This window comes from Pseudomonas khavaziana (assembly GCF_019145205.1).
Taxonomy (GTDB): Bacteria; Pseudomonadota; Gammaproteobacteria; order Pseudomonadales; family Pseudomonadaceae; genus Aquipseudomonas; species Aquipseudomonas khavaziana.
The window spans coordinates 36065-52339 of record NZ_JAHSTT010000008.1 but is presented as its reverse complement, the minus strand read 5'-3'; the positions used below and the strand labels follow the sequence as shown (position 1 = coordinate 52339).

The following is a 16275-nucleotide window of genomic DNA, read 5'->3' as shown; positions in this document are numbered from 1 at the left end:
TTAGCCGCCCCGCGCCATGGATGGCGCGTGGCGGCGGCCCCCCAAATCCATGGCGGATTACGGGCACACCGAGCCTGGGCGAGGTGCCGAGTGGTGGGGCAAGAGCCTTTTGGTTACTTTTGGGCTCTTTTCAAAAGTGACCCGCCGTAAGGGCGGAACCAATAGTGGCCGTTACCGCAGGAATGGATATGTACACGGTCTGATCCAACATCCTGGTCGGCTGTCAGGCCGCCATCGGGAGCAAGCCCCCTCCCACATTTGGGCCGGGTCACTCCTTCTCGGCCAGGGAGGTCTGGCCGTCCCAGCCGCCCCCCAGCGCCGCGATCAGCTGCACACTTGCCACCAACCGCGACTGCAGCAAGTTCAACACCGTACGCTCGTTACTCAGGGCCGTCGCTTGCACGGTGACCACGTCCAGATAGGCAATCAACCCCGCCTTGTACTGGTTCTCGGTCAGGCGCAACGATTCACGCGCTGACTCCAGCGCTTCATTACTGACCACCGCCTCGTCCGCCAGCACCTTGAGTTGCACCATGTAGTTTTCCACCTCACGGAAACCATCCAGCACCGTCTGGCGGTACTTGGCCACGGTCTCGTCATAGCTGGCCACGGTGCGGTCGACTTCCGCCGAGCGCTGGCCGCCATCAAAGAGGGTCATCGCCAGTTTGGGCCCCACCGACCAGAAGCGGTTCGGCAGGCTGATCCAATTCTCATAGGTGCTGCTGGAATAGCCGCCTTGCAGGCTCAGGCTGAGGTCCGGGTAGTACGCCGCCTTGGCTACGCCGATATTGGCGTTGGCGGCGATCACCGAACGTTCGGCCGAGGCGATGTCAGGGCGACGCTCCAGCAGTTGGGACGGCAGGCTCACCGGTATCTGTGGCAGTGCCGGGATTTCCTTGCTCACGGCCAGGTTGAAGTTGGCCGGGGCTTCCCCGATCAATACGGCGATGGCATTTTCCAGTTGGGCACGCTGCCAGATCAGGTCGATCAGGCTGGCCTGGGTGGTCTTGAGCTGGGTTTGCGCCTGGGCGATGGCGTCTTTGCCGGCCACCCCGGCGCGGTATTGGTTTTCGGTCATTTTCAACGAGCGCTGGTAAGTATCCAGCGTGGCTTGCAGCAGGCGCGTTTGTTCGTCCATGACCCGCAGTTGCAGGTAGCTTTGCACCAGTTCCGATTGTTGGCTCAGGCGCATCGCGGCCAGGTCCGCCGAGCTGGCCTCGGCGCTGGCTTCGTTAGCCTCCAGGCCACGACGCAACTTGCCCCAGATATCGGCTTCCCAACTCACGCCCAACTGCGCATTGAGGGTGTCGCGAATACCGCTGCTGGAGCTGCTGAGGCTGGCGCTGCTGCTGCCAGTGCCCTGGCTGGCGCGGGTTTTACCAACGCTCAGGTCGACGCTGGGGTAGAACGCCCCACGTGAACTGCGCACCAGCGCCTTGGCCTGGCGGAAACGTGCTTCGGCCTGGGCGACGGTCTGGTTGGAGGTGTTGAGGCGTACCACCAGGTCATTGAGTTGGCGGTCGCCATACAATTCCCACCAGGCGCCACGGGCCAGGGAATCGCTGGGGTTGGCCTGACGCCAGCCCTGGGCCTCCTTGAATTGCACCGGCTCGATGACCTCCGGACGCTGGTAGTCGGGGCCGATGGCGCAGGCGCTGAGCAACATGACCAGGCCCACTGTAGGAGCGAGCTTGCTCGCGAAGGCCGTCAACGATAACGCGTTCCTTCCAGATGAGCGTGGTGTATGGGCGTTCTTCGCGAGCAAGCTCGCTCCTACAGGGGTCGCAGAAGCGTTGGTTGAATCGGTCATAGCGCAGTGTCCAGGGCAGCATCGGTACGCACGCCGCGCCAGGCGTTGAAGCGATGGCGTGCGCGGTCGAGATAGAGGTAGACCACCGGGGTGGTGTAGAGGGTCAGGATCTGGCTGAAAACCAGGCCGCCAATGATGGTCAGGCCCAGGGGACGACGCATTTCCGCACCATCGCCGCTGCCGAGCAACAGCGGCAAGGCACCGAGGATCGCAGCGAGGGTGGTCATCAGGATCGGCCGCAGGCGCAACAGGCAGGCGCTGCGGATCGACTCCAGCGGCCCCATACCGTCGTTGCGTTCCAGTTGCAGCGCCAGGTCGATCATCAGGATCGCGTTCTTCTTCACCACCCCGATCAGCAGGAACAGGCCCAGCAACGAGATCAGGCTGAACTCGCCCCCCGTCAGGTAGATGGCCAGCATGGCACCCACCCCGGCCGAAGGCAGCGTCGACAAGATCGTCAGCGGGTGGATATAGCTTTCATACAAGATACCCAGCACCAGGTACACCGCCACCAATGCGCCCAAGATCATGAACGGCTGGCCCTTCTGCGTGGCCGCAAAGGCATCGGCGGTGCCGGCCATCTTGGCGATCACATCTTCGGGCAAGCCGACCTTGGCAATCGCCCGCTCGATAGCGGCCGTGCCCTGCTCTACCGTGACGCCGGGGGCCATGTCGAAGGCGATATTCTCCGAAGCGAATTGGCCTTCATGGCTGACGCGGTCATCTGCCAGGCTGTTTTCATAATGGGCAATGGTCGACAACGGCACCCGCGCACCATCGGCAGTGATCACCTGTACCTGATTGAGGGTGATCGGGTCCTGGGCGTATTTGGGGTTGACCTCCATCACCACCTGGTACTGGTTGAGGCTGTCGTAGATGGTGGAAATCTGCCGCTGGCTGTAGGCGTTGTTGAGCACCGCCGTGACCATGTCCATATCGATGCCCAGGCGCTTGGCCTGGTCACGGTCGACAATCAGCGTGACCTGCGCCGCGCCCCGGCCCTCGCGGGCGTCGATGGCGGTCAGCTCCGGCAGCTCACGCATGGCCGCGACGACTTTCGGGTACCACAGGCGCAACGCGGCCAAATCACCACTTTGCAGGATGTAGGAGTACTGCGCGCTGGTCTGGTCGCGGCTGCCACCAAACTGCAGGTCCTGGTCGGCCATCAGGAACAGGCGCCCGCCCGGCACCGGCGGCACGTCCTTGCGCAAGCGCTCGATTACCGCCTGGGCGGAGATCTTGCGCTCGCTGATCGGCTTGAGGCGCACCAGCATCACCGCATTGTTGGTGCCGTTGTTGCCGCCGATAAATCCGGCCACGCTGAGCACTGCCGGGTCCTTGAGCACCGCCTGGCGGAAGATCTCCATCTTCGGCTGCATCACGTTGAACGACAGGCCATCGTCGCCACGCACAAAGCCGATCAGTTGGCCGGTGTCCTGCTGCGGCATGAAGGTCTTTGGCACCACCACGTACAACGCCACGTTCAAACCAATAGTCAGCAACAGGCTGAGCAAGGTCAGGCGCCGATGGCGCAACACCCAATCCAGGCTGGTGGCGTAGCCTGCGACCATACGGTCGTTGATCTTCTGGCTCCAGCGCTGCAAACCGGTCTGCTGGTTTTTGTCGTGGGGCTTGAGCCAGCGGGCGCAGAGCATCGGCGTCAGGGTCAACGAGACGATCAGCGAGACAATGATCGCCGCCGACAAGGTGATGGAGAACTCGCGAAACAGGTTGGTGACAATCCCGCCCATGAACAGGATGGACAGGAATACCGCCACCAGCGACACGTTCATCGACAGCAAGGTAAAGCCGACTTCCTGGGCCCCCAGGTACGCAGCTTTCATCGGCGGCACACCTTCATCGATATGCCGGGAAATGTTCTCCAGCACCACAATGGCGTCATCCACCACCAGCCCGGTGGCCAGAATCAGCGCCATCAGCGAAAAGTTGTTCAGCGAAAAACCGTACAGGTACATCACCGCAAAGGTGCCCACCAGCGACACCGGCACCGCCAGGGTCGGGATCAGCGAAGCGCGGAAGTTGCCCAGGAACAGGTACACCACCAGGATCACCAGGCCCACGGCAATCAACAAGGTCATCTCGGCTTCATGCAGGGTGGCGGCGATCACCGGCGAGCGGTCCATGGCCAGGCTGAGCTTGACGCTGGATGGCAGCACCGCCTGCAACGCTGGCAACTGGGCCTTGATCTGCCTGACCGTCTCGATGATGTTGGCGCCGGACTGGCGGTTGATCACCAGCAGCACCGCCGAGTCATTGTTGAAGAAACCGCTGTTGTAGCGATCTTCCACGCCATCGGTGATCTTCGCGATGTCCCGCAGGCGCAGGGCCGCGCCGTCCTGGTAGCGAATCAATAGCGGCTCGTAGTCCTTGGCTTTTTCCAACTGGTCGTTGGCCTGGATCTGCCAGTTACGCTCACCGTCTTCCAGGGAACCCTTGGGTCGGCGCTGGTTGGCGTTGGCGATGGTGTTGCGCACATCGTCCAGGGCGACGCCGTACTGGTCGAGGGCCTTGGGCTCCAGCTCGATGCGCACCGCCGGCAGGGAACTGCCGCCGATCTGCACCTCGCCTACGCCCGGCACCTGGGACAGGCTCTGGGACAGGATGGTCGAGGCCAGGTCGTACAACTGGCCCTTCTGCAACACGTCGGAGGTCAGCGACAGCACCATGATCGGTGCCTGGGACGGGTTGATCTTCTTATAGGTCGGCATGCTGCGCATACCGCTGGGCAGCAGGTTGCGCGAAGCGTTGATGGCCGCCTGCACTTCCCGCGCCGCGCCATTGATATCGCGGTCGGAATCAAACGCGAGGATCACCCGCGTGGAACCCTGGCTCGACGAACTGCTCATGGTGGTGATGCCGGCAATCGAACCGAATGAACGCTCCAGCGGCGTCGCTACGCTGGAGGCCATCACCTCGGGGCTGGCGCCGGGCAAGCTGGCCGACACCACGATCACCGGGAAGTCGATCTGCGGCAGCGGCGACACCGGCAACAGGTTGAAGCTGACGCCACCGAGCAACATGATCGCCAGGCTCAGCAGCATGGTGGCTACCGGCCGGCGAATGAAGGGTCCGGACAGGTTCATGGTTCAACCGGCTCCAGGCGTTGCGGTTCTTTGCGCCAGCGCCGGCCAAGACGATCGAAGTACAGGTAGATCACTGGCGTGGTGAACAGGGTCAACACCTGGCTCACCAGCAAGCCTCCCACCATCACCAGGCCCAGCGGTTGGCGCAGCTCTGCACCGGAACCGCTGGCGAGCATCAGCGGCACTGCACCGAACAACGCGGCCAGGGTGGTCATCAGGATCGGCCGGAAGCGCAGCAGCGCCGCCTGGTAGATCGCCGTCTGCGGGTCAAGGCCCTGGTTACGCTCGGCGTCGAGGGCAAAGTCGATCATCATGATCGCGTTCTTTTTCACGATACCGATCAGCAGGATGATGCCGATGATCGCGATCATACCCAGGTCGTTGCCACTGAGCAGCAACGCGAGCAAGGCCCCCACCGCCGCCGACGGCAAGGTCGAAAGGATGGTGATCGGGTGGATATAGCTCTCATAGAGCACACCGAGCACGATGTACATGGTGACCACCGCCGCCAGGATCAACAGCAAGGTGCTCGACAGCGAAGCCTCGAACGCCTGGGCCGCGCCCTGGAACTGGGTCTGCACGCCCACCGGCATGCCGATGTCCTTCTGGGTCTGGTTGATCAGCTCCACGCCTTTGCCCAGGGCGACGCCAGGGGCAAGGTTGAACGACATCATCACCGCCGGGAACTGGCCAATATGGGCAATCGCCAGCTGCGCCTGGCGCTGCTCCACATGGGCCAGGCTCGACAACCGCACCTGGCCGCCGTCGGTGGTCTTCACATGGATCTGGTTGAGCGCGGCCGGGCCGAGGGTCTCGCCGGACTGGGCCTGCAGCACCACGCGATACTGGCTGGCCTGGGTGTAGATGGTGGAAATCTGCCGCTGGCCGAAGGCGTCATACAGCGCGTCCGTAATGGTCGCGACGTTGACGCCCAGGCGCGAGGCCGCGTCGCGGTCGATCACCAGGTACACCTGCAGGCCCTTGTCCTGCAGGTCACTGGCAACGTCGGTGAGTTCGGGCAACTGGCTGAGGGCATGCACCAGCTTGCCGCTCCACAGCGCCAGCAACTCGGCGTCCGGGGACGACATGCTGAACTGGTACTGGGTACGGCTGACACGGTCTTCGATGGTCAGGTCCTGCACCGGCTGCATGAACAGGCGGATGCCCACCAGCTTGTCGATTTCAGGTTGCAGTCGCGTGATCACCTGCGCTGCGCTCAAGTCGCGCTGGCCGTGGGCCTTGAGGTTGATCAGCAAGCGGCCGCTGTTGAGGGTGGCATTATCGCCATCCACGCCTATATAGGAAGACAGGCTTTCCACCGCCGGATCGGCGAGGATGATCTTCGCCAGCTCCTGTTGGCGCTGGCTCATCGCCGCAAACGAAATCGACTGCGGCGCCTCGGAAATCCCCTGGATCACCCCGGTGTCCTGCACCGGGAAGAAGCCCTTGGGCACCACCAGGTACAGCACCACCGTGAGGCCCAGGGTGGCGATGGCCACCAGCAGGGTCAGCGGCTGGTGCTTGAGCACCCACTGCAATTTGCGGCCATAGGCTTCGATCAGCCAGTCGATCCACGCGCCGCTGGCCTTGTAGAAGCGCCCCTGCTCTTCTTCCTTGGGTTCACGCTTGAGCAGGCGAGCACACATCATTGGCGTCAGGGTCAGGGACACCACCAGGGAAATCAGGATCGCCACCGCCAGGGTGATGGCGAATTCACGGAACAGCCGCCCGACCACGTCGGCCATGAACAGCAGCGGAATCAACACCGCGATCAGCGACAGGGTCAGGGACACCAGGGTAAAGCCAATCTGCTTGGCGCCCTTGAGCGCGGCCGCCATCGGCGTCTCGCCCTCCTCGATATAGCGGGAGATGTTTTCCAGCATGACGATGGCGTCATCCACCACGAAGCCGGTGGCGATGGTCAGGGCCATCAGCGTCAGGTTATTGATGGAGAACCCCGCCAGGTACATCACGCCAAAGGTACCGACCAAGGACAGCGGCACGGCGATGGACGGAATGATCGTGGCGCTGACGCGACGCAGGAACAGGAAGGTCACCATCACCACCAGGGCAATGGCGATCAGCAGTTCATGCTGCACATCCTTGACCGAGGCGCGGATGGTCTGGGTACGGTCGGTGAGCACGGTCACATCAAGGCCGGCCGGCAGGTTGTCGGTGATGCTCGGCAGCAGCGCCTTGATGCGGTCGACCACCTCGATCACGTTGGCACCGGGTTGGCGCTGGATATTCAACAGCACCGCCTGGTTCTCATTGGCCCAGGCCGCGAGGCGTTCGTTTTCGGCGCCGTCGACGATCTGCGCCACATCCTTGAGGCGCAGCGGTGCGCCATTGTTGTAGGCCAGGATCAGTTCGGCATATTGTTCGGGTGAGACCAACTGGTCGTTGGCATCGAGCATCGACACGCGGGTGGGGCCGTCAAAGTTGCCCTTGGGCTGGTTGACGTTGGAAGCGGCGATCAGGCTGCGCACATCCGACAGGTTCAAGCCATTGGCCGCCAGGGCCTCGGGGTTGACCTTGATGCGCACGGCCTGGCGCTGGCCACCGGCGATGCTGACCATGCCGACACCACTGATCTGCGCGATTTTCTGCGCCATGCGCGTATCGACCAAGTCATTGAGCTTGGGCAACAGCATGGTCTTGGAAGTGATTGCCAGGGTCAGCACCGGGGTATCGGCAGGGTTGACCTTGTTATACACCGGCGGCGCCGGCAAATCCTTGGGCAGCAGGTTGGTGGCGGCGTTGATCGCGGCCTGCACCTGTTGCTCGGCGACATCCATATTGATGTCGAGGTTGAAGCGCAGGGTCAGCACCGAGGCGCCGCCGGAGCTGGTGGACGCCATCTGGGTCAGCCCGGGCATCTGCCCGAACTGACGCTCCAGCGGTGCGGTGACCGCACTGGTCATCACATCAGGGCTGGCGCCGGGGTACAGGGTCATCACCCGAATGGTCGGGTAGTCCACCTGGGGCAAGGCCGACACCGGCAGCAAGCGGTACGAAATGATACCGGCCAGCACAATGGCCAGCATGCTCAGCGTGGTGGCGACCGGGCGGAGGATGAACAGGCGTGACAGGTTCATGAACCGACCTTTTGCGCCTTGCCGGCGTCAGCGCCGGTCTCCCCTTTTGCCGCAGGCTTGCCTTGCAGGTGTTCGGTCGGCGTGGTCGGCACTTCGCTGCTGTCATTGACCACTTCGATTTCGCTGCCGTCCTTGAGGCGGTCGGTGCCTTCCAGTACCACGCGGTCGCCGGCGACCAGGCCCTCCTTGATCACGGTGTTGTCGCCGTCGGTGTCACCGAGCACCAAAGGCTGGACCTTGACCTTATTGTCGCCGTCGAGCTTGTAGACAAAGGTGCCGGTATTGCCGAACTGGATCGCCGCAGACGGTGCCAGCACCACGTTATGCAGGGTATCGGCGAGCAGGTGCACATTGACGAACTGGTTGGGGAACAGCGCCTGGTCCTTGTTATCGAAGCGCGCCTTGAATTTCAGGGTGCCGGTGGTGACATCGATCTGGTTGTCCAGGCTTTGCAGTACGCCGACCGCCTGCTTTTTCGTGTCGCCACGGTCCCAGGCTTCCACCGGCAGCTTGTTGCCGGCGTGGTAACGGGCGAGCACGGTTTCCAGGGTGTTTTCCGGCAGGGTAAAGGCCACGCTGATCGGCTGGGTCTGGGTGATCACCGCCAGGGCCGTGGTGTCATTGGCGGCGACCAGATTGCCGACGTCAAGCTGGCGCAAGCCGACGCGGCCGCTGATCGGCGCGCGGATCTTGGTGAATTCGAGGTTGAGCTTGGCGTCGTCCACCGCGCCCTGGTTGGTCTTGACCGTGCCCTGATACTGCAGCACCAGCGCTTCGGCGGTGTCCAGGGTTTGCTTGGCGATACTGTCCTGGGCGTACAGGCCGCGATAACGCTCGACGTCGACCTGGGCGTTTTTCAGCTGGGCCTGGTTCTGCAACAGCGTGCCCTGGGCCTGGAGCAAGGCGTTCTGGTAACTGCGCGGGTCGATTTCCGCCAGCAGGTCGCCAGCCTTGACCATCTGCCCTTCTTCAAAGGCAATCTTCATCAACTCGCCGCCCACACGGCTGCGCACATTAATGGTGTTGAGCGCAGTGACCGTGCCCAGGGCCTTGTAGTACACCGGGAACTCTCCCAGCACTGCCGGCGCCACACGCACCGGCACCGGGCCGGTGGAACCGCCGAAGCCCGGTCGTGCCATGCCGGTTTTACCGGTGTGCCCGGCCGGCGCGTCTTTATGGGCAGCGCCACCAGGCCAGAATTTCCAGCACAGGCCGGCGATAACCAGCAGCACGAGCAGGCCAAACAGCCAGCGGCGGGATTTGCGGGGGGAGGATTGCATGGAGTGATCAACCATTGGGCGCGAGAGCTTCTACTTGGGGAGGCTGAAAGATAAGCACTGGGGTGCGTTAAGAAAAGCACCTTTACCGGCTATTTACCTTGGGCTTACAACTTTTAACTTCTGTGGCTTAGTCTGACGGCTGTTTCGCTAAGCATTTGAGCTGCAAATAAAAACGGCCTGGACTAGGCCAGGCCGCAAGCATGCATCATACGTGTTACTGCCAAACGACAGTTACGCGCAGAAACAGTTACTTCAACACAGCCAGGGCTGCATCGTAGTTCGGTTCTTCAGCGATTTCCTTGACCAACTCGCTGTGCAGCACGTTGTCGTTTTCGTCCAGTACCACGACAGCGCGGGCGGTCAGGCCTTTGAGCGGGCCATCAGCGATCGCCACACCGTAATCAACGGCGAAATCCGAATCGCGGAAATCAGACAGGTTCTTCACGTTTTCCAGGCCTTCGGAGCCGCAGAAACGCGCCTGGGCGAACGGCAGGTCGGTGGAGATGCACAGCACCACGGTGTTTTCCACATCGTTGGCCTGGGCATTGAACTTGCGCACGGACGTCGCGCAGGTTGGGGTGTCGACACTCGGGAAGATGTTCAGCACTTTGCGCTTGCCGGCAAAGGTAGCCAGGGTGGCGTTGGACAGGTCGCCGGCGGTCAGGGTGAAGTCTGCGGCTTTGGCGCCGACTTTCGGCAGTTCGCCTTCAACCTGGACCGGATTGCCTTTGAGAGTGACTTGAGCCATGAACGGAATCCTTATGCTGGGTTTTGGTTAAACGAATTCGAGAGGCCGAAGTTAACCACAAACTACGATGGCGACCTACCGCCAGACACAAATTGTCATGCCACCGGTTGTGGTTTAATTGCGCGCTTTTCCCCTGCCCCTTCAAGGAAACCGTTGTCGATGAATCAGCTCGCCACCAAAGTCCTGGTCATTGGTTATGTCTGGCCGGAGCCTCGCTCATCGGCCGCAGGCGGGCACATGATGCAAATTCTCGAGAGTTTTCTTACACAAGGTTGGGATATTACCTTCAGCAGCCCGGCCACCATCGGCGAGCACAAGGCCGACTTGCCCGCCCTCGGCATCGCTGAGTGCGCCATTGAGCTGAATAACAGCAGCTTCGACGATTTTATCCGCGAACTGGCCCCGGATATCGTGCTGTTCGACCGTTTCATGATGGAGGAGCAATTTGGCTGGCGCGTGGAACAATGCTGCCCAGACGCCCTGCGGGTGCTGGAGACCTCCGACTTGCAAAGCCTGCGCGATGCACGTCATCAGCGTTTCAAAGAGCAGTTGAAAGCCCATCCGGACAGCGACGACTTCACCGCCCTGTTCGCTCCGGCGCTGGAAGAAGAATTCCAGCGTATGGCCGACACCGACCTGGCCAAGCGCGAAATCGCCGCGATTTACCGCTGTGACATCAGCCTGATGATCTCCGACGTCGAAATCCGCCTGCTCACCGAACAGTTCAAGGTGCCGGCCGCCCTGCTCCACTGGTGCCCCTTGATGCTGCAACCGCCCAGCGCCGCGTTTGCGCCCTTTGAAGACCGTGCGCATTTCCTCAGCATCGGCAACTTCCGCCACGCGCCCAACTGGGATGCAGTGCTGTGGATGAAGCACAGCCTGTGGCCGCTGATTCGCCAACAACTGCCGGGCGCGCAGTTGCATATCTACGGCGCCTACACCCCGCCCAAGGCCACGGCCCTGCACAACCCGGCGCAGGGTTTCCATGTGATGAACTGGGCCGAAGATGCGCTGCAAGTCATGACGGCGGCGCGTATTTGCCTGGCACCGCTACGCTTTGGCGCCGGCATCAAGGGCAAGTTGGTGGACGCCATGCTGTGCGGCACGCCCACTGTCACCACCCCCATCGGTGCCGAGGCCATGGGCGATGATCAACCCTGGCCCGGTGCGCTCGAGCACAACGCCCCGGCCCTGGCGGCCGCTGCCGTGGCTCTTTATCAAGACCGCGAAGGTTGGACCCAGGCCCAGGAACGTGGGCGTCAGCTCCTGGCTCGGCGCTACGACCAGGCCTTCCACGGGCCAGCCTTGGTCGAATGCCTGGAGCGATGCCGCCGCAACCTCGCAGCTCATCGCCGGGACAACTTTACCGGCAGCATGCTGCGCCATCACGCGCATAAAAGTACCCAGTACATGTCCCAGTGGATCGAAGCGAAAAATCGCAACATCTAGACAATCGACGCAAAGAACATGAAAAGCGTGATTCAGACTTGTCGCCGCTGCGCGGCAAGTCGAATCGGACATCCCTGAGCCTTAACGCTCCCAAACGTACCTCACCTCCTCCAGGGACACCCCGCCACGCACGAGCGTGCGACGGCTGCCAAGCTCTTCCCTTCCCCCGAGCCCTTGATAGAAGCGCACAGCTCTTTGGTTTTCAGCTAAAACCCATAAAGTAATCACCTTATAACCCTGATCAACCAAACGTTTTAAACCTGACGCCCATAATTGGGCGCCTATACCCTTGCCCCAGTATTCTGCCAACACGTAGATGGCCATGACCTCTCCCGCTTCTGCGCAAGCCTTATCTTCATCACGGCAAGGCCCCACTGAAATCCAACCAGTAACCTTTCCATCCACCTCTGAAACTAAAACGTCAGACGCTTTGCTTTCAATCGCATGAGCCCAATAAGCTTCTCTTTTAGGCAAGGTCGCAGTCAGCGAGGCCAAAAAATCAGCAGGCATCAGATCAAGATAAGCCTGTTGCCAGCTACTGACATGAACGCTGGCAATGCTATTTGCATCGCTGGAACGTGCATCACGAATCATGATTAAGCCCTCACTCATGCCTGTTTCAGATAAAAATCTTCTGTAATCCTACTAGTACAGGATGCAGCGGCGCACGCTCAGACGCTTGACGCTGGCAGGGCCGTGCACAACGGGGCATTATTCGGCTCGCAACCACAATAAAGCGACGGCAGCATGACCCGAGCAACGCGTATCACCGACCCTTCCTACGAGCTGATGGACGATCACAACGGCCTGTCCATCATCTATCGCCAGCACGGTTTCCCCTGCCCGCTGGTGCGCTGGCATTTTCACAAGGAATACGAACTGCACCTGATCGTCGCCAGCTCGGGCAAGGTGTTTATCGGTGATTACATCGGCAACTTCTACCCCGAAAGCCTGTTCCTCACCGGCCCCAACCTGCCGCACAACTGGATCAGCCAGGTGGAGGAAGGCGAAGTAGTGCCCAAGCGCGACATGTTGGTGAACTTCACCGATGAGCTGTTCGAGCAAGGCAGCCATACGTTTGCCGAGCTCAAGAGCCTGGCGCCCTTGCTGGAGCGTGCGCAATATGGCATCGAATTCCGCAGCAAAAAAACCATCGCCCAGGCCATGGCCCTGATGCAGCGCATTGAGGAAGCCCAAGGCATGGCGCGCCTGGGGCATTTTTTCATTTTGCTGGAAGTGCTGAGCGCCTGTGACGACTACCAACTGCTCTCCGGCGTGACCACGCCACAGCAAGCCGATGAACACAGCATCGATCGCACCAACCGGGCGGTGGACTACATCTTTGCCCACTACGCGAGGGAGTTGCCCCTGGAAGAAGTTGCACACTACCTGGACATGAAGCCGACGTATTTTTCCCGGGTATTCAAACAGGCCACCGGGCGTACGTTTATTGAGTTCGTCAATCGGCTGCGGATCAGCAAATCCTGCGAACTGCTGGCCGATGGCGACAAGGCGGTGACGGATGTGTGCTTTGAGTCGGGGTTCAACAATATTTCCAACTTCAATCGGCGGTTTCAGCAGCTTAAAGGCATGACGCCCTCACACTACCGGCGCTTGGCGGTGCAGCGCCTGACTGAGCAAAACCTGGCTTAAGCAGGACTTTCCGTTGGTCAGGACTGTCAAGTCTGACAGTGTCGCGCAGCCCGGAGGTTAATCATGCTGGGGCTCAGGCATCCAAGCGGATTTCACGTCCCATGAAAAAGTCGGCAACTCCTTTTGCTATCAGCGAATCCATACGTTTCGATAAACCCGGGGACACGTGGAACTGGACCGGTGAAGGCGAGATATACGAGGACGACTACGACGGTCAACAACGCTGGTTTTCCAGAGGCGTAACCAGAGACTGGGGCCGGCCATTGACCGGGCTTGAAGATGTTGAACTGACCATTCGGCTACGGGGCGACCGAACCGGCGAAACACTTATTGCCACCCATCCGGGAGGCTCAGACGAACTGCATAACATCGCACCTTGGAAGCCCAGCCTTTACAGGTTTTACCTCAGGTCCACAGTGACAGGCGAGGTTTCAGTGCGGCTTAACTTCAAATCCAACCAGATTATGGTGATCGATACGATCAATGTGATTGGGCCGGTCAGACCGTGGCGTCGTAGGCTTAAGCGCGCTTTTCGCCTGTTCGACTGGTTGAAAGAAAAATCGGGTGAAAAAAGGATGAATATGAGGGACGTATTTTATTTTTAGTTATATGTTCAAACTTCAATCAGCGCTCTCAGCAGCTTAAAGGCATAACCCCTTCATGATGTCCGTCAGTAATGGGACTCCATTAGCTGACGGACATCAGGGCTGTGGGGGTAGGTCAATCGTGGCCAGAATTGATCAAGGAGAAACTGATGTTGTTCACCCTAAGATTCTCCAGATAGCTAAGAGTGACCATTACGTTGGAATGTGCTCTCTGGTCCAAAAAATAAATATCCGCCCCGCCTCTCCCCCATACCACCGGGTAGTTTTACGGGGGGGTTGGTCTCAGTTGGTACTCCTCGCGTAGCGTCACGGGCGGCGTTACCACGCGGAGCGTGGGAACGATCATCTCCTGATATGCGGCCATCTCCAAAGGCGAAACGAGTAAAGGATTCGCTCATGAGTTATTCCTCGCCACAAGTTTAATTGCCATTTGTTTTGCACGCTTGGTGTCTCGGTCTTGGCTCCAAGCGTGTTTGGCAGTAGGGTTTTATAAGGGTTCAATCGCGGCCCATATCAACCAAAGTGAACACTAAACCACATACGGATTTATCGGGTAAATACTGCATGGCAACCCTCGCGTTTGGGTGAATTTCCAAACTGAGGCGATAGGAGTCCCATCCACCTGTAGCTCCAATCGGTAACGGTAATTTCACTGGCCCTTTGGACTCGTGTGGCCTTCCAAGTGTTTTTCGGATGCTCTCTTGGTTCATTGGCCGTGCGAGGGGTACAGGCAGCTCACCTGCATACTTGGACTCGCCCTGTGCCAGTGAAATCAGGCAAAAAACGATTCGCTCCAATCTCATGGTTTCGGCCCAAAACCAAAGCTCAACGCCTGGCTCTGGTTTATGAATGAAATGGGAATTTTGACTGTTTTCAAATAGTGATTTTATCGACCCGGCACGAAGTAAACCCTCAGCAACAAAATTATCGTAGGTGCGCCCCAAGCCTTTTACCAATCGATCAATTTTTACTGCTTCCATCCTAGTACCACCCCTGGCTTTCGTTGACTTTATGCATTTGGGTGCGTGCCATCTCGAGATCAGACTCAGCGAAGCCGTGATCTAGAAGGTATGGCTTGATAGCATCGAAATTGCTGTCTGCCGCCTGACGCAGATCGTCAGCATCTAACGTCTGTTTTTTATCCGTGTTTCGCCAACCGTAAGTCTCACTAAACTTTTGGTGGATGTAGGATGGAATCGCAATGCTCGCAGCATTATTTAACGCTTCCTTGAGCTGCTTCTCTGTAAAACTTATCGCATAGCGTTCGAGATGACGTCTTATCGCTGCCTGCGAGGGTATGTGGTCCACGTGCAACCCGTTGCGCAGTCGTCCACTGAACGCACCATAAGTATCAACTTCCAATGGCCTGACTACCGGCTTGGCAAACACCAGATACAGCGGCGGCACACCCGAATCAGCCGGAAACGAAATGATCGTATCCTGCCAGGTGATGTTCTCTGCATCGCGTCCTGGATAGTGGCTGATTGCCGAATCTTGCCCCACTGCAATCGGATGAACAAACACGTTATCCAGACGTTCCGGTGTGCTGGGATACGGGCTCGGCACACTGACCACCGGTCCATGATTCGGCGTCCAAGTGATGCTGATGCCATCCAGCACCGCCACCATCGCGCTTTTGTCCGCATTCCATCTGGCTTGCACAACGGGTACACGGTCAGCGCCACTTCCAGGCTGGGTATGTATGCCGTAAACACGCAGTTCCCCTGACTCATCCTGGCGAAACTGGAAACGCACCCGGGTACTGGCAGAACCCATCCCCTCCAACTGCTCGGGGGTGTATAGCGTTGAATCACCGATATCCCGAGGCCAGAATGCCAGCAGCACGAGGTTGAGCGCGGAACTGGCTCCGGCCAACCCTCGTATGGCCCAGGCACCGAGGTCGCTGCCGAGTGTGCCTGCGACCCTGCCGACAGCGCCGTTCGTACCGGTCGAGGCCATGACGGCCGTGGTGCCGAAGTTCCTGGCGTTTTCCGGGCCGGTTCCCGCAGCGGTAGAACCGGCCGGCACCGAAACGCATGATTTGGCGAAAACGCATGCATCAGCGGCACGATTCGGCGCAACGGGCGCGGAAAAGCTGGGAGGGGGCGAGACGGATGCAGTCGGTCCCATTCCAGCGGCGGTGAACCGTTGAGGCTGAGGGCCGAACTGCTGAGATTTGAAGCGCTGATTGGCAATCAACTCCGGCGGCGGATCGCATTTGCAGATACACAGATCCCCTTCAAGCGCCGCCTGCTTGCCGTCCCATTCTTCGTGCAGATGAGGGCCGGTGAGCGCGATGAAGCCTTCAGTGCCGCAGGCCGGACAAGCGACCCGGTCACCCTCCCTTGAGATCAATTCGCCATTGAAGCTGGTGCGTTCACAACCGCTGATTACTTTGCCACCCGCCGTGGTGGTTGAACCCGTGGTGATGTTGTAGCGCTTCACATCTGGCTCTCCACGCAGTCGTCGTTGCGGGCGTTGATCGATCCGATTGGCTGCTGGGTTCGAAAATCAATGTTCTTCATGTT

11 protein-coding genes are annotated in these 16275 nt (G+C 59.8%); 3 read left to right on the top strand and 8 right to left on the bottom strand.

The annotated features are described in order from the left end of the window. Positions 1-268: 268 nt before the first annotated feature. From KVH01_RS19395 to tpx, 5 genes are all read right to left on the bottom strand, one after another. Positions 269-1810, bottom strand: coding sequence for an efflux transporter outer membrane subunit (locus KVH01_RS19395; RefSeq protein ID WP_217882505.1), 1542 nt, complete (start codon positions 1808-1810; stop codon positions 269-271). After that, a complete protein-coding gene (locus KVH01_RS19390; protein ID WP_043051503.1) occupies positions 1807-4914 on the bottom strand; it encodes an efflux RND transporter permease subunit in 3108 nt (1035 codons plus the stop codon). Before KVH01_RS19390 ends, KVH01_RS19395 begins: the two co-directional genes overlap by 4 nt. Beyond that, positions 4911-8012 (bottom strand): MdtB/MuxB family multidrug efflux RND transporter permease subunit, encoded by a 3102-nt coding sequence (locus KVH01_RS19385; RefSeq protein WP_043051502.1) that lies wholly within the window; start codon positions 8010-8012, stop codon positions 4911-4913. The genes KVH01_RS19390 and KVH01_RS19385 overlap by 4 nt, the downstream gene beginning before the upstream one ends. Next, positions 8009-9307: an MdtA/MuxA family multidrug efflux RND transporter periplasmic adaptor subunit gene (locus tag KVH01_RS19380; RefSeq protein ID WP_046067951.1), complete on the bottom strand. Its 1299-nt coding sequence runs from the start codon at positions 9305-9307 to the stop codon at positions 8009-8011. The genes KVH01_RS19385 and KVH01_RS19380 overlap by 4 nt, the downstream gene beginning before the upstream one ends. 232 nt (positions 9308-9539) lie before the next feature. Then, a complete protein-coding gene (gene tpx / locus KVH01_RS19375; protein WP_043051500.1) occupies positions 9540-10040 on the bottom strand; it encodes a thiol peroxidase in 501 nt (166 codons plus the stop codon). Between the two features lie 159 nt (positions 10041-10199). Between tpx and KVH01_RS19370 the strand changes: the two genes are divergently transcribed. Then, positions 10200-11489, top strand: coding sequence for a glycosyltransferase (locus tag KVH01_RS19370; RefSeq protein ID WP_217882504.1), 1290 nt, complete (start codon positions 10200-10202; stop codon positions 11487-11489). Positions 11490-11570: 81 nt separating this feature from the next. Here KVH01_RS19370 and KVH01_RS19365 read toward each other — a convergent pair whose 3' ends face one another. Continuing rightward, positions 11571-12083, bottom strand: coding sequence for a GNAT family N-acetyltransferase (locus tag KVH01_RS19365; RefSeq protein ID WP_217882503.1), 513 nt, complete (start codon positions 12081-12083; stop codon positions 11571-11573). A 153-nt stretch (positions 12084-12236) separates the two neighbouring features. Here KVH01_RS19365 and KVH01_RS19360 point away from each other — a divergent pair, with 153 nt between their 5' ends. Both KVH01_RS19360 and KVH01_RS19355 read left to right on the top strand, forming a co-directional pair. Then, the gene (locus tag KVH01_RS19360) at positions 12237-13142 is read left to right on the top strand and encodes an AraC family transcriptional regulator (protein WP_124400516.1); all 906 of its coding nucleotides are present in this window, start codon (positions 12237-12239) and stop codon (positions 13140-13142) included. A 101-nt stretch (positions 13143-13243) separates the two neighbouring features. Further along, positions 13244-13747, top strand: coding sequence for a hypothetical protein (locus KVH01_RS19355; RefSeq protein ID WP_217882502.1), 504 nt, complete (start codon positions 13244-13246; stop codon positions 13745-13747). A gap of 497 nt (positions 13748-14244) precedes the next feature. Here the strand turns inward: KVH01_RS19355 and KVH01_RS19350 are convergent, their stop codons facing one another. Both KVH01_RS19350 and KVH01_RS19345 read right to left on the bottom strand, forming a co-directional pair. Then, positions 14245-14727, bottom strand: a complete 483-nt coding sequence (locus KVH01_RS19350; RefSeq protein WP_217882501.1) for a DUF6392 family protein — start codon at positions 14725-14727, stop codon at positions 14245-14247. 1 nt (position 14728) lies between these two features. Beyond that, entirely contained in the window at positions 14729-16192 is a 1464-nt protein-coding gene (locus KVH01_RS19345) for an S-type pyocin domain-containing protein (protein ID WP_217882500.1), read from the bottom strand. Between the last annotated feature and the right edge of the window lie 83 nt (positions 16193-16275).

What these genes read in the sequence shown, in the direction of transcription:
- KVH01_RS19360 (WP_124400516.1), top strand. Translation starts at nt 12,237, where the DNA reads ATGACCCGAGCAACGCGTATCACCGACCCTTCCTACGAGCTGATGGAC.
- KVH01_RS19350 (WP_217882501.1), bottom strand. Translation starts at nt 14,727, where the DNA reads ATGGAAGCAGTAAAAATTGATCGATTGGTAAAAGGCTTGGGGCGCACC.
- KVH01_RS19395 (WP_217882505.1), bottom strand. Translation starts at nt 1,810, where the DNA reads ATGACCGATTCAACCAACGCTTCTGCGACCCCTGTAGGAGCGAGCTTG.
- KVH01_RS19370 (WP_217882504.1), top strand. Translation starts at nt 10,200, where the DNA reads ATGAATCAGCTCGCCACCAAAGTCCTGGTCATTGGTTATGTCTGGCCG.
- tpx (WP_043051500.1), bottom strand. Translation starts at nt 10,040, where the DNA reads ATGGCTCAAGTCACTCTCAAAGGCAATCCGGTCCAGGTTGAAGGCGAA.
- KVH01_RS19365 (WP_217882503.1), bottom strand. Translation starts at nt 12,083, where the DNA reads ATGATTCGTGATGCACGTTCCAGCGATGCAAATAGCATTGCCAGCGTT.
- KVH01_RS19355 (WP_217882502.1), top strand. Translation starts at nt 13,244, where the DNA reads ATGAAAAAGTCGGCAACTCCTTTTGCTATCAGCGAATCCATACGTTTC.
- KVH01_RS19380 (WP_046067951.1), bottom strand. Translation starts at nt 9,307, where the DNA reads ATGGTTGATCACTCCATGCAATCCTCCCCCCGCAAATCCCGCCGCTGG.
- KVH01_RS19385 (WP_043051502.1), bottom strand. Translation starts at nt 8,012, where the DNA reads ATGAACCTGTCACGCCTGTTCATCCTCCGCCCGGTCGCCACCACGCTG.
- KVH01_RS19390 (WP_043051503.1), bottom strand. Translation starts at nt 4,914, where the DNA reads ATGAACCTGTCCGGACCCTTCATTCGCCGGCCGGTAGCCACCATGCTG.